Origin of the sequence: Paenibacillus sp. UNC496MF, from assembly GCF_900113915.1 — a bacterium.
Taxonomy (GTDB): Bacteria; Bacillota; Bacilli; order Paenibacillales; family Paenibacillaceae; genus Paenibacillus_Z; species Paenibacillus_Z artemisiicola.
Genome location: NZ_FORE01000004.1, coordinates 604,421 through 616,400, shown reverse-complemented (window position 1 = coordinate 616,400; position 11,980 = coordinate 604,421). Strand labels below are relative to the sequence as shown.

Genomic DNA, 11,980 nt, shown 5'->3' with positions numbered 1-11,980 from the left:
GGCAAGGTGACATGTTGAAAGGAACGTGAAACTTAACGCAAGAAACGATAAAAACCGCGCGAGGCGCGGCTTTTATCGGGCGATGGCAATCGGCGGTACGGCAGGCGAATCCAGTGATAGCGTGCATCGATCGGCGGCACCGATCGGCCGCGGCGACGATGCGACCCGGCGAACGGGTGCGGCGACCCGCGCTCATGCAACCTAGCACCGAATACCAGCCGACGTTCGGCTACAACCCGACCGCTTCTTGCCCCTTCGCTCTCGGCCGCGGACGCGGCCTCCAATTGGCCAGCGCGACGCCGGCCAAGATCAAGACGCCGCCGCCGATCTGAGCGGCGCGGATCGGATCCCCCAGCACGAAGTGACTGACGACGATCGCCACGAACGGCGGAATGTTCATGAACATCGCGCTGACGGAAGGACCGGCGACGGCGATGCCTTTGTTCCACCAGAAGCCCGCGAGGCCTTGCCCGATCACGGCGACGCCGGCGAGCAGCAGCCAGCTGGCCGCGTGATGGCTCCATTTCGCCTGGCCCGCCAGCGATTCGTAGCCCACGGCCGGCGACATGAGGATCGTCCCGATGACCGTCGCGTAGATCGTCACCTCGTACGAGCTCATGCCCGTCGTCAGCCTGCGGATGAACAGCAGGCTGACGGACATGCCGAGCGTCGCGAGCAGCAGGTAGATGTCGCCGAGCGAGATGCCGAGCGATTTGCCGCCATAGAGCACGATGCAGATGACGCCGGCCAGCGCGAGGACCGAGCCGGTCAGCTTGCGGCCCGTAATGACTTCCTTCAGGAACACGCGGGCCAGCATCGTCGTCATGATGGGCGAGAGCGCCACGATGAGCGCGGCGTTGCCCGCCGTCGAATGCTGCAAGCCCGTGAAGTAGAACAGCTGGTTGATCAGCGTGCCGGTAATGCCGGCGTAGAGCAGCAGCAGCCATTCCCGCTTCGTCGGCCGGCGCATCGAACGGTTGACGAGCGCGACGGCGACAAGGAACAGCGACATGACGACAAGCCGCGAGAACGATAACAGGATCGGCGAGAACTCGCGCAGCAGATAGGCGCTCGCGACGTAGTTGCCGCCCCAGAGGAGCGATACGCCCCAGAGTTTGCTTAATACGGACCGGTCAGGCATCTTCGGTAAGGTCTCCTTGGTCGTTCGAATGCGTTACTTATGCGGCAGCGTGGCGCCGGAGGCCGCGCGCGAGCCCCGGTGCGAACGCAGATAGGACATGACCGTGGCGATCGCCATCAGCGCCGCCATGAACCAGAATACGCCGTGCAGGCCGGTAATGAACCCGTGCAGCGACGATTTGTCGTCCATGCCGACCTGCGTGCCGGAGAAAATCGCGAGCATCGCTTCGTGCGGAATGCTGTGCGTGACGATCGGCATGGAGAAGGCGATGCTGAGCATCATGCCCATGTTCGTCGTCAGCGACCGGATGCCGGACGCTTCGCCGCGGAATTTCGGACCGGCCGCGTTCATGATGCTGCTGGAATTCGGCGAATTGAACAGCCCCGCGCCGACGCTGATGATCGTCATGTACAAGGCCAGGTGCCAGAACGGCGTCGACAGCTCCGTATCGAGCGCGAGCCCCGCCATGCCGAAGATGTTCAGGAAGAGGCCGAGCGTCGCCGGCATCGTCTCGCCGTACTTGTCGCCGAGATAGCCGGCGAGCGGCGAGACGACCAGCATGCCGGCCGCGAGCGGAATCGTCATGATGCCGGCCACCAGGGCATCCTTCTCGAGCGCGCCCTGGAAGTAGAAGATGAGCATGAACATGATGCCCATCCGCGCGAGCGCGTTCAGCGTCGCCGAGATGATCCCGAACGAAAACACCCGGTTCGCGAACAGCGGCAGATGCAGCAGCGCGTTCGGATGGCGCTTCTCGCAGCGCAGGAACGCCGGGAACAGGAGGACGAAGACGAGCCCGGAAATCCAGACGACGGGCGACGTCCAGCTCTGGATCGGTCCCCAGGTGAGGGCGATCAGCAGCCCGGTGATGGAGAGCACGTACGTCACGGCGCCGCCGCGGTCGAGGCCGCCCGTTTTCGGAGCGGCGAGCTTGTCGTCCTTCAGGCCAAGCACCTTTATGCCCCAAATGACGCCGATGAGGCCGAACGGCACGTTGAACCAGAAGGTCCATTCCCAGCCGAACGACTCGGTCAGCCAGCCGCCGAGCACCGGGCCGATGATCTGGCCGACGGCGACGACCATGATGTTGACGCCGAGCGCGCGCCCGAGCTCTTCCTTCGGGAACGCGTCCGCGACGATCGCCGTGCTGTTGGCCATGATCATCGCGCCGCCGATTCCCTGCAGAATCCGCAGCACGATGAGCAGCGGGGCGTTGCCGGCGAAGCCGGCGATCAGCGACACGACGGTAAACAGGAGCATGCCGCCGATATAGATGCGCTTGCGTCCGAACCGGTCCGCGAGGGAACCGGCCATGAGCACCATGACCGTCTGCGCCACCATGTAGGACAGCATGACCCACATCGCCTGCAGCAGCGAAGCTTGAAGGCCCTTCAATAAGTCCGGCAGCGCGATGATCAGCGTGCTGAAGTTCAGCGCCGACAGCAGCGAGCCGAGGCTCGTCACCGATAAAATCCACCATTTTCGGGAATCGTTCATTTCGGTCTTCTTCCTCTCTTCTTCCTACTCGGACTGGCCGCCCTTCAGCCGGTGCGCCCGCTCCAGCCGCGCGCGGAATCCTTGCCGCATGGCCTGCAGCTTCTCCATCTTCTCGTCGATATGGGCGATGATCGATCGCAGCCGTTCCGCCGCTTCGTCCAGCAGCCGGTCGCGCTCCTCGAGCCGGGATTCGCCGCGATAGCTCGCCTTGATGCGCTCCAGTTCCTCCTCGGCATTCAGAATGTCGCGAATCTCCTGCAGCGAGGCGCCGAGCACCTGCTTCAGCCGCAAAATATGCGCGATCCGGTCCACCGTCTCCTCGTCGTACACCCGATGCCGGCCCTCCGTCCGCGCAACGTCCGGCAGTAAGCCGATCTCCTCATAATAATGGAGCGTCCGCGAGGTGATCCCGAGGCGCTCCGTCACTTCTTCCATCGTTAATCTGGCCGCCGCCGCCATGTCCCGTGTCCCTCCTCTCGCGGTTTTCGGTTTGCTTCTGCTATCATAGCAGAAATTTCAGGTTACGTTAACGTAAGTTTAGAAAAATCAAAAATCGCCCGAGCCGCCCTCCGCGCGCATAAAAAAAGCCCGGGCCGGGCATCGGAGAAACTTTCGTTTCCGATGCCCGCACCCGGGACTCCGCGTTAGCGAGCCGGCGATGCGCCATTAGGCGTCGGCCGCTTTGCCTTCGCGAATCGTTTGAATGAACTGCTCCAGCGCCGCCGTGTCCGCGATGCGGTGGTTGCACGCCTGGCTGTCGAGACAGATGTAATTGCCGAACGCCTTATAGTAGTCCGGCGGCGAATTGGCCGGCCGCGTCTTGACCGTGAAGAGCGCGAGCTCCTCGTAGCCGTTGCAGATCAGGCAGTAGCCTTTCTTGTTCGTGGCCGTGAACCGGCCCGCGATGCCGATGTACCGGCCCTCGCTCGGATAGACGAGGTACATGCGGTTCGCGGCGATATCCGTCCAGCCGAGATAGGTCAGCCGGCGGAAATCCAGCAGCGCCGTGTCCGGCGCGTTCAGCTTCTTGGTCTTCGGGAACAGCTTCTGCAGCTGATTGTTCGAGATCGGCGGGAAGGCTTCGCGCCACGGCTCCAGCCCTTCGAGAAACTGCTGGAATTGTTCGGCCGTATCCAGCTCGGACAGCGCCGACAGCTCGCTTCTCCGCTCGTCCGGCAGCTCCGGGAATAGTTCGCCGAGCTTGAACGACGCGTTGTCGCGGACCGCCTTCAGCACGTTGCGGTCGGCGACCGTGCGGAGCGCTTGGATCAGCAGCTCGGATTGCCTGCGAATGGCGTTGAATTGATGGTTTCGAATGAATGGCGTCGGCATTGGATGGTCAGCCCCTTATTTTGGATTGGTCGTTCCATAAGGTGCAAAGCCCATCATGAGACGCGATCACGTATGCGGGCGATCGGCGTTGCTCCGTTAGGCCCCATGCAAAGTATCGCCCCTGATGCGGGCTTTGCATGAGTTGCTCCGGTCCGGCAATCTCGTATTGCCATCCGTACCAGCCCCCTTGCCAAAAGATGTGTCCAGTATATCAGCCGCCCGCCGATCTGGCAATTCGCCTTAGGGCATGCGGACCGATCGCAAGGGGCCGGCTTCTCCCGCCTTCCAGCCGTCTTGCGCCGGGCCGCGCGCGATCAGGCCGATAGCACGGCGGCCGCTTCGCGCTTCCGGGGCTCCCGGTTGACGAGCACGATGCCGGCGCAGATGAACGCTCCGCCGACGCCGACGTACCAATGGACCTGCTCGCCGAGCAGCAGCCAGCTGGAGAGGACGCCGAAGACGGGAACGAGAAACAGGAACGAGCTCGTCTTGGCCGGATCGCCGGTGCGCAGCAGATAGAACCAAAGCGCGAACTGCAAAATGGAGCAGATAAGCGACAGCCAGAGCGTGACCAGGACCGACGAGGCCGAGAACGTATAGTGCGGCTGCTCCGTGAACAGGCTCAGTACAAGCAGCCCGAGGCCGCCCGCCAGCATTTGATAGGCGGCGAGAACGGTCATGTCGAAGCCGGGTCCCCACCGTTTGATGAGCAGCGTCGCGACGGCGAAGCTGAACGCCCCGCCAAGGCCGATGAAGGTTCCCGGCTGGAAGCCGAGCTGAAAGCCGAACGCGAACGCGACGCCGGCAAGGCCGACCGCGACGCCGAGCCACTGCAGGGCGCGGTAAGAGACGCCGCCGAACAGCGTGCCGAGCACGATGACGATCAGCGGATTGGAGCACGTGATGATCGCGGATTCGCCGGACGTGATCCAGCGCATCGAATAATACGCGCAGCCCATGACGGCGCCGGATTGGACGAGCCCGATGACCGCCGCCTGCAGCCACTGCCTGCCTCCCCGCGGCTGCCGCTTGCCGAGCAGCCGAACGATCAGAGCGAGCAGCATGCCGGCGAACACGAACCGGATGCTCATCATGAAGAACGGCGGCGCGTAGCGCAGCGCGATTTTGCCGACGGGAAACGCCAGCCCCATGATGAACGTCGTGAGCGCGACGAGACCGAAATAGCGGAATTTATTCATGGTGTTCCTCCTTCTGTATGCGAGCGATGTACCCTATTGTAGAGGAGGTTTGGTTTTATGTATAATGATTGTTAGCGATACCGGCAATCACAAATAATGATGTCCAAGAATGGGAGCGTGATCGCAAATGGAAAGCGGAGATTTGCGGGTGTTCCAAGCCGTCGCCCGCGAAGGATCCATCACGAAAGCGGCCGCGCGGCTCGGCTACGTCCAGTCCAACGTCACCGCGCGCATCCGCCAGCTGGAAGCGGAGCTCGGCACGCCGCTCTTTCACCGGCACAACCGCGGCATGCTGCTCTCCTCCGCGGGAACGACGCTGCTCGCCTACGCGGAGCGCATCGTGGGCATGCTGGACGAAGCGGTCAAGGCGCTGACCTCGAACGAGACGCCCGTCGGCCCGCTTACGATCGGCTCCACGCAAACGGCCGCCGCCGTGCGGCTGCCCCGGCTGCTCACGGCCTATTACGCGCGCTACCCGGACGTCCGCCTCTCGGTGGCGACGGGCCACACGGAGGACATGATCGAGCGGGTGCTGCGCTATGAGCTGGACGGGGCCTTCATCGGCGCCGACTGCGACCACCCGGAGCTGCAATCCATGCCGGCGTTCACGGAGGAGCTGGCCATCGGGGCGCACCCGTCGGTCGGCACGCTGGAAGAGGCCGTCGAGCGGCCGATTCTCGTGTTCACCCGCGGCTGCTCGTACCGCGACATCCTGGAGGTTTGGATGCGCGAGCACGCGCCGGCGCGGACGCCCGTCATGGAATTCGGCACGCTGGAAGCCATTATCGGCGGCGTGACGGCCGGGCTCGGCATCTCGCTTCTGCCCTTGTCGGTCGTCCGCAAGCAGCGGGAAGACGGCCTGATCCGCGTCTTCCCCCTCGACGAACGGCATCGCCTGATGACGACGGCGTTCATCACGCGCAAGGACGCGTTCGCGAGCAGCGCGCTGACGGCGTTCATGGCCATGATTCCGGCCGAGCCGCCCGTCAACGACGAAGCCGCGACATGACAAGAGGAGGCCGGCGGCCTCCTCTTTCGCGTGCGCCGACCGCCCGGGGACCGTCCGGCTAGTTATAAATTTTCTCGCCCTTCTCCAGCATCTCCACGAACTGCGCGATCCGCTTGGCCCGGGTTTCGGGCTTCTTGGCGCCGTGGATCCGGAACGTCATCGCGTAGCGGTTCTGCCTGTCGAGCGCGTCGAAGAACGCCTTCGCCTTCGGGTTGCCCGCCAGCGCCTCCGCGAAATCCGCCGGCACTTCCGCGTTGCTCTGGGAGGCGTACGCTTTGTCCCATTCGCCGCCGCGCTTCGCCGCCTCGATCGCCCGAAGGCCGGCCGGCTTCATCCGGTCTTCTTCGATGAGGCGCTCCGCCTTCTCCTTGTTCACCTTCGACCAGATGCTCCGCGGACCGCGCGGCGTGAACCGCTGGATCCAATGCGACGCGTCCCGCTTTTCCTTCTGGCTATCGATCCAGCCGTAGCAGAGCGCGGCCTCCAGCGCTTCGCCGTACGTCACCGAAGCCTCGCCCGATCCCTTCTTCGCGATCAGCAGCCAGAAGCCGGGCGAGGTCGCGTGATGCTCCGCCAGCCAGTCTTCGAGTTCCGCCGTGTCGGCAAATCCCAGTACGGGGAGCTCCTTGAATCGCTCTTCCATGCCGCCGCCTCCTTTCTCCTCCAGCATACGCCGGCTTCGCTGACAGCCGCCGTCAGCCGACCGCGGGAAAACCGTTCACCTTCAGCTTTTCTTCCACGGAATGCAGCTTCTGGGCCATCGTTCCCTTCTTGTCCCGCCGGTCGTCGATCGTGACGGACGTCGACACCCGCGCCGCGCCGCTCCCGAAAGGCGCTTCGTGCATGCGCCGGACGACGGCCAGCAGGTCGTCCAGCTCGCCTTCGATGATGGTGCTCATCGGCGTGAGCTGGTACGTAATCGGCTCCTTCGCTTCCTGCAGCACCCGAACGACGGACGCGACATAGGCGCCGAGGCTCGGGGATTCCGTGCCGAGCGGCACGACCGTTACTTGTACGATCGCCATGATTGCATCACCCTCCTATTGTAGATGGTTTCGATTAATCCGGATAAGCAGCGGACTTTCAAAACCGCCGCGTCACGCCGTCCGCTAACGGCGCGTTCTCCGCCTGCGCTCCGCGAGCAGCATGATCAGCCAAGCGGCGGTTCCGATGAGATAGAGCGGCACGACGAATACGAGGAACGTGGCGAAATCGGCCAAATCGTCCCAGCCGCCGTTGCCGCGGTTCACTTCGACGAAGAAGACGACGCAGCCGGCCGCGTACGCTGCGAACGGCCACCACCGTCTCCGCCAGCCGGCGGCGAGCAGCACAAGAAGCAATACGAGCCACAGCAGGATATAACCCGGACCATGCATGAGCAGCCTCTCCCCTTTCGAAGCTCGGGCGGTCCGGTCGCGAGCCGCGTCCGGCCTCCCGTTAGCAGGTATATGCGGCGCGAAGCGCGAATAGATGGGGACAGCCAGCCCGAGAAAGGAAGTGCCGCCCATGGAACGTGATTACCCGAATCAGCCGTTCTCTTCACCAAAGCCGGACGTGCCGGTTCCGCCGGACGCCGTCTTCGCCGCCGCGCGTTCGCTCGCGGACGCGGTCCGGCTTCGCCGCCGGCATTCGCCGCCCGGCAAGCCGCTCCTCGTCGCGCTCGACGGCGGCAGCGGCGCCGGCAAATCGACGCTGGCGCTGCTGGCCGCGCCGCTGATCGGCGCGGCGGTCGTCCATTACGACGACTTCTTCGACGCGTCGGTCGCGGACGAGGAATGGGACCGCTGCACGCCCGGGCAGAAATGCCGGCGCTGCATGGATTGGCGCCGCGCGCGCCGGGAAGCGCTGCGGCCGCTGCTGGCCGGCGAAGCCGCGAGCTATCGCCCGTTCTCGTTCGAAACCGGGGACCGGCTTGCGCCGGTCCCCGTCGTCGTGCGGCCGGCGGACATCATCCTGCTCGACGGCATCTATTCGACGCTGCCGGAGCTGGCGGATCTGATCGGCTTCGCGGTCCTCGTGGACGCGCCGCCGGACGTCCGGCGCAGGCGGCACGACGAGCGCGAGCCCGGCGACGAGCGCGACTGGCACGCGCGCTGGGATCCCGCCGAGGACTTCTACTTCGCCGAGCTCCGCCCGCCGTCCGCGTTCGACCTCGTCCTTCGCGCATAGCGCCTTGAAATCAGCCCTGCGAATAAGCTTCGTTAGCCGCGCCCGCCGCGGCTTTTATTAGGCCTCCGCTTCCGGATCCGGCAGCCGCCCGAGAATGCGCGCCATCTTGTCGATCGCGAACGCCAGGTCGGTCCGGTCTTCGTCGCCAAGCCGCTCCAACCGGACGCGAAGCGAGGCGTGAAAGCCGCCCCAGCGCTCGAGGACCATCGCCCGCCCCTTCTCCGTAAGCCGCAGCAGCACGAGCCGCTTATCCGTCTCGCCCGCCTGCTTGCCGACGTAGCCCTTCTCTTCCAGCTTCGCGATCAAGGGCGTCAGCTGCTGCTTGGAGACCCGGATGACGCGGGACAGCGGCGTCATCGCGATGCCGTCCTCGTGCCGGTACAGCTCCTCCAAAATATGAATCTGCAAATGCGTAATGTCCGCCGGCGCCTTCCATCCCCCGCTGCCGCGCTGCGGATCGTCCATTGCCCGGTACAGCAGCGGTAGGAGCTGCATGTAACTGGAGGCGATCGATCCGATGTTATCGTTCCCCATGCTGCTTTCATCCTTCTCTCAGGTTGACAATCGGTTCATAGTTATTTATCTTATACCCAAAGAATAGATCGATTTTACTTCGATTGATTCATTTTTATTTACTTTATCACAAAATATGCGATCCGCTCAAGAACGGGAGGCCGCCAAAATGACGACAAGATGCGCATTGAAACGGAAAGGCATCAACTACGACGTCGGGACGCATACCCGGGGGCAAGCTTCGTCCTCGCGCGAAGCGTTCGAGCCCGACGTCGTGCGGCGCGAGATGGAGATCATCCGCCGCGACCTGCACTGCACCGCGGTCCGCATCTCGGGCCAGGACCTCGAGCGGCTGACGGCCGCCGCGCGCTTCGCGCTCGAGCAAGGCCTCGAAGTCTGGTTCTCGCCGGCCTTCGTCGACGCCGACGAAGCGCGGACGCTCGCCTACTTCGAAGCGTGCGCGGCCGCCGCGGAGCGTCTCCGGCAGCAGTACCCGTCGGTCGTGTTCGTCGCCGGCTGCGAGCTGACGATCTTCATGAAAGGACTCGTCGCCGGCGAGACTTCGTTCGACCGCATGGGGACGTTCATGAGCCCGTGGAAGCTGCTGCTGAACACGGTGCGCAAAGGCTCGTTCCAGAAACGGCTGAACGCGTTTCTGGCCAAAGCCGCCGCCGTCGTCCGCCGTCATTTCCGCGGCCCGGTCACCTATGCATCCGGAACCTGGGAGCAGGTCGATTGGACGCCGTTCGATTTCGTGGGCGTCGACTATTACCGCGACCGCGCAAACGCGGGCAGCTACCGCGAGAAGCTGCGGGGCTACTTCAAGCACGGCAAGCCCGTCGCGATTCTGGAGTTCGGCTGCTGCACATACGCGGGCGCCGCGGACAAAGGCGGCTACGGCTGGGCCATCGTCGACCGGAAGCAGACGCCGCCGCGGTTGAAAGGCGATTACGCGCGCGACGAAGACGAGCAGGTCCGGTATATGGACGATCTGCTGCCGGTCTTCGAGGAGGAAGGCGCGGACGCCGCGTTCTGGTTCACGTTCGTCATGCCGTATTATCCGCACCGCGGCGAGCCGGCGCTGGACCTCGACATCGCGAGCTACGGCATCGTCAAGCCCTTGACCGGCCGCTCCGGCGGCGCGTACCCCGGGATGCCGTGGGAACCGAAGGCCGCGTTCGGACGGCTCGCGTCGCGATACCGCGAATCGTAACCGGCGCCACGTTCGCCCGCCGTGCGAACCCGGACCCATAGCCCGCCGCTTGCCCGAGCGCCGTACTTCCCGTCGGGCTGCCGCCCGCCGGTTCACCCCCACCGGCCTCGCGCCCTATTCCCGCCGCCCTGCGCCGGCCAGCAGCCGAACCGCGTTCGTCACGGTCCGATACAAATTCGCTTCCCCCTCCCGCAGCGCATCCGCGAGCGCGACCGGCCGCGGCGTAATGCCGAAGGCCGCTAGCAGGCCTTCCGCGTACAGCGGTTCGTAGCCCGGCTGCAGACTGCCCGCGAACGCCACGACCGGGACGCCTGCCGCGCGGGCGCGCCGCGCGATGCCCGCGATCGCCTTGCCGTCCGGGGTCTGGCCGTCGATGCGCCCTTCCCCCGTGAACACGTAGTCCGCGCCGGCCAATGCCGCGTCGAAGCCGATCGCGTCCAGCGCGAGCTCGATGCCCGGCATCAGCTTGCCGCCGCAGAGCAGCAGCGCCGCGCCGATTCCGCCCGCCGCGCCGGCGCCGGGCACGTCGTGCAGCCGCTCGCCGCTCGCGGCTTCAAGCACGTCCGCGAAATGCGCAAGCGCCGCGTCCAGCGCGTCCGCCGTCTCCGGCGTCGCGCCCTTCTGCGGCCCGAACACCCGCGAAGCGCCGCGCGGTCCGACGAGCGGATTCGTCACGTCGCACGCGACGGAGACGCTTACCTCCCGAAGCCGGCGATCCAGGCCCGCCAGATCGACGCGCGCCGCCTGCGCGAGCGCGCCGCCGCCGCGGCCGATCGGCCGTCCGGCCGCGTCCAGCACCGCGGCGCCGAGCGCCTGCAGCATCCCGGCGCCGCAGTCGTTCGTCGCGCTGCCGCCGATCGTGACGATCAGCCGGCGCACGGAAGCATGACCGAGCGCATGCCGGATCAGCTCCCCCGTGCCGTAAGTCGTGGTCCGCAGCGGGTCGCGCGCCTCCGGCGGCACGAGCTGCAGGCCGCTCGCCTGCGCCATCTCGACGATCGCCGTCGCTCCGTCGCCCGACAAGCCGTACGTCGCCTTCACCCGCTCGCCGAGCGGTCCGGTCGCGTCGATCTCGACCTGGCGTCCCGCCATGGCGGCCGTCAACACCTCCAGCGTTCCTTCCCCGCCGTCTCCGATCGGAAGCTCGACGACGTCCGCTTCCGTCCCGGTTTCTTTCGCCGCCGCTTCGATCGCCGCCCGCATGACGGCGGCCGCCCCGCGGGCGGTCATGCTTTCCTTGAACGAATCCGGTGCCACCACGAATTTCATGCCGACTGCTCCTTTGTTCGGTTTTCTGCTTCGGTTGATTGTCAGGACTTCGGTTGAACGCTCCGTTCTAGGTGGTTGGTCTCGCGTTGGGTGGTTTATTCGCGTTCGATGGTTTGCTTGCATTCGATGGTTTATTCGCGTTCGATGGTTTGCTTGCATTCGATGGTTTGCTCGCGTTCGATGGTTTGCCTCATGTTCGGTTCAGTGCTTCCCGCTCTATCATAGCCCCGCTCCGGTCGACTGAACAGCTTTCATTGTCCGGCATCCGGATGGGGAACCATCGTCATCCGCTTCTTCGCCGAATTCGAAACGCTCGCGCCGATGCTCTTCTTCGTCTGGAAGCGCAAAAAGGAGCAGGCGGCCCAATGATACGAATCGCCGCTGCTCTGCTGCTGCTTGCCGGTATGGCGCCCGTCTGCGCCGGATGCGGGTTCAAGGATCTCGACAAGCGGTTTATCCTCATGGCGATGGGCGTAAATTGGACCGGCAAGCCGGACAATCCGTACCTCGTCACGCCGCGGCTCGCCATTCCCGCGGCCAAAATCGGCGAAGGCCTCGCCGAGAGCCAGGTCGAACGGGTGGAAGCGCCCAGCATCGCGGAAGCCGTCCGCAATCTCAAGGAGCTTCCGGCGCTTTAA

14 protein-coding genes are annotated in these 11,980 nt (G+C 64.9%); 4 read left to right on the top strand and 10 right to left on the bottom strand.

The window, feature by feature from the left end; genetic code table 11:
- Nucleotides 1-229: 229 nt before the first annotated feature.
- The 5 genes from BMZ79_RS02760 to BMZ79_RS02740 all read right to left on the bottom strand — a co-directional run bounded on the left by BMZ79_RS02760 (nt 230) and on the right by BMZ79_RS02740 (nt 5,169).
- A complete protein-coding gene (locus BMZ79_RS02760; protein WP_090636318.1) occupies nt 230-1,141 on the bottom strand; it encodes a DMT family transporter in 912 nt (303 codons plus the stop codon).
- 33 nt (nt 1,142-1,174) lie between these two features.
- On the bottom strand, nt 1,175-2,638 hold the full coding sequence (locus BMZ79_RS02755) for an MFS transporter (RefSeq protein WP_090636316.1): 1,464 nt from the start codon (nt 2,636-2,638) through the stop codon (nt 1,175-1,177).
- A gap of 24 nt (nt 2,639-2,662) precedes the next feature.
- Nucleotides 2,663-3,097, bottom strand: a complete 435-nt coding sequence (locus tag BMZ79_RS02750) for a MerR family transcriptional regulator (RefSeq protein WP_090636314.1) — start codon at nt 3,095-3,097, stop codon at nt 2,663-2,665.
- Nucleotides 3,098-3,304: 207 nt separating this feature from the next.
- The gene (locus BMZ79_RS02745) at nt 3,305-3,970 is read right to left on the bottom strand and encodes a FusB/FusC family EF-G-binding protein (protein ID WP_090636313.1); all 666 of its coding nucleotides are present in this window, start codon (nt 3,968-3,970) and stop codon (nt 3,305-3,307) included.
- Between the two features lie 314 nt (nt 3,971-4,284).
- On the bottom strand, nt 4,285-5,169 hold the full coding sequence (locus BMZ79_RS02740) for a DMT family transporter (protein ID WP_090636312.1): 885 nt from the start codon (nt 5,167-5,169) through the stop codon (nt 4,285-4,287).
- Between the two features lie 127 nt (nt 5,170-5,296).
- Here BMZ79_RS02740 and BMZ79_RS02735 point away from each other — a divergent pair, with 127 nt between their 5' ends.
- Nucleotides 5,297-6,178, top strand: a complete 882-nt coding sequence (locus BMZ79_RS02735) for a LysR family transcriptional regulator (protein ID WP_090636310.1) — start codon at nt 5,297-5,299, stop codon at nt 6,176-6,178.
- A gap of 58 nt (nt 6,179-6,236) precedes the next feature.
- Here the strand turns inward: BMZ79_RS02735 and BMZ79_RS02730 are convergent, their stop codons facing one another.
- The 3 genes from BMZ79_RS02730 to BMZ79_RS02720 form a co-directional block, all read right to left on the bottom strand.
- On the bottom strand, nt 6,237-6,821 hold the full coding sequence (locus BMZ79_RS02730; protein WP_090636308.1) for a YdeI/OmpD-associated family protein: 585 nt from the start codon (nt 6,819-6,821) through the stop codon (nt 6,237-6,239).
- 52 nt (nt 6,822-6,873) lie between these two features.
- Nucleotides 6,874-7,203: an MTH1187 family thiamine-binding protein gene (locus BMZ79_RS02725; protein ID WP_090636307.1), complete on the bottom strand. Its 330-nt coding sequence runs from the start codon at nt 7,201-7,203 to the stop codon at nt 6,874-6,876.
- An 84-nt stretch (nt 7,204-7,287) separates the two neighbouring features.
- Nucleotides 7,288-7,554: a hypothetical protein gene (locus BMZ79_RS02720; RefSeq protein WP_090636305.1), complete on the bottom strand. Its 267-nt coding sequence runs from the start codon at nt 7,552-7,554 to the stop codon at nt 7,288-7,290.
- Between the two features lie 130 nt (nt 7,555-7,684).
- On the opposite strand from BMZ79_RS02720, the gene BMZ79_RS02715 reads away from it, so the two are divergent.
- A complete protein-coding gene (locus BMZ79_RS02715; RefSeq protein ID WP_090636304.1) occupies nt 7,685-8,347 on the top strand; it encodes a uridine kinase family protein in 663 nt (220 codons plus the stop codon).
- 57 nt (nt 8,348-8,404) lie between these two features.
- Here BMZ79_RS02715 and BMZ79_RS02710 read toward each other — a convergent pair whose 3' ends face one another.
- Nucleotides 8,405-8,881: a MarR family winged helix-turn-helix transcriptional regulator gene (locus BMZ79_RS02710; protein ID WP_090636302.1), complete on the bottom strand. Its 477-nt coding sequence runs from the start codon at nt 8,879-8,881 to the stop codon at nt 8,405-8,407.
- A 148-nt stretch (nt 8,882-9,029) separates the two neighbouring features.
- On the opposite strand from BMZ79_RS02710, the gene BMZ79_RS02705 reads away from it, so the two are divergent.
- Nucleotides 9,030-10,073, top strand: a complete 1,044-nt coding sequence (locus BMZ79_RS02705) for an abortive infection protein (protein WP_090636300.1) — start codon at nt 9,030-9,032, stop codon at nt 10,071-10,073.
- Nucleotides 10,074-10,187: 114 nt separating this feature from the next.
- Here the strand turns inward: BMZ79_RS02705 and BMZ79_RS02700 are convergent, their stop codons facing one another.
- Nucleotides 10,188-11,342 (bottom strand): glycerate kinase, encoded by a 1,155-nt coding sequence (locus tag BMZ79_RS02700; protein WP_090636299.1) that lies wholly within the window; start codon nt 11,340-11,342, stop codon nt 10,188-10,190.
- Between the two features lie 86 nt (nt 11,343-11,428).
- Between BMZ79_RS02700 and BMZ79_RS33500 the strand changes: the two genes are divergently transcribed.
- Nucleotides 11,429-11,980, top strand: coding sequence for a hypothetical protein (locus tag BMZ79_RS33500; protein ID WP_143088872.1), 552 nt, complete (start codon nt 11,429-11,431; stop codon nt 11,978-11,980).